Annotated in this window: 1 protein-coding gene and 1 pseudogene; both read right to left on the reverse strand. The window is 75.0% G+C overall.

The window, feature by feature from the left end; all coding sequences use genetic code 11:
* Positions 1-236, reverse strand: a pseudogene (locus G3I19_RS36640) (hypothetical protein); the annotation flags it as partial.
* Positions 233-892 (reverse strand): tetratricopeptide repeat protein (locus tag G3I19_RS36645; protein ID WP_275402811.1); only part of this gene is annotated, 660 nt, incomplete at its 5' end. The pseudogene G3I19_RS36640 and the gene G3I19_RS36645, both read right to left, overlap by 4 nt.

Raw genomic sequence — 892 nt, forward strand, 5'->3', positions numbered from 1 at the left:
ACGGCCCGCACGGCGGCGGCCGCCGCGTTCCTGGCGGCCGCCAGCCGGGTGGGCGGGCTGACCATCGACGACGAGTGGTCGATGAGGAACACCACCGCATGGCGCGGTCCCCGGCCCGGCGGTGCGGCCGGCCCGGTCCCCCGGCCCGCCGGGCGCCGGACGGTCACGGTGACGACGGCGTACATCCGCGCCTCCTGTCCCGGTTCCGGCACCGGCAGTTCGGGGACCTGGCTCACTTCGAGGAAGACCGTGGGCTCAGCCGGTCCCGGATGCGCTGCCGGTGTGCCTTCCCCAGCCATGGGTGCCTCCTGTCGTGGCGGAAGCCCAGCGGACGGACGCTGTTGGCCCGGTCGATGAGGGCTTCCGCGATCTCGTTGCTGTCCGGCAGGTCGGAGCGTCTGGCCTGGTCGGCGAGGCCGCGGTAGAGCAGCGACAGCATGTCGGCCAGCTCCCGCGGGCTCTCCGGGGCCGTGAGCCGCCCGTCCAGCTGCGCGGTGAAATCGGCCAGGGGCCGGTGCGGGACCCGTTCGAGTACCGTCTCCCACAGCTCGGTCTCCAGGCGGTGGCGGCTCCGGTGGTCCGTGAGGCCGTGCTCGTGGAAGAGCGGTCCCAGCCGGTGCAGGGCGTCCTTGAGCGCGTCGTCGTCGGGCGGCGAGTTCCGTGCCCTGGCCGCCTTGATGCGGACGATGGCGGTCCTGGCCGCGGTCAGATGGCGCGAGTGCGCCGGGACGAGTTCCAGCGCGGCCAGGGCGGCGTCCGGTGTGCCGCTCGCCTCGGCCAGCAGCACCCGGGCGCAGCCGAAGGCCGCGCCGCCGAGCGAGTGGTTGCGGCGCCGCACCGCGTCGTACAGCCGCAGCGCCTGCGGCCGGTCCCGCTCCAGCTCCGCGCAGTA

The organism is Streptomyces sp. SID10853, assembly GCF_010548145.1.
Classification (GTDB): domain Bacteria; phylum Actinomycetota; class Actinomycetes; order Streptomycetales; family Streptomycetaceae; genus Streptomyces.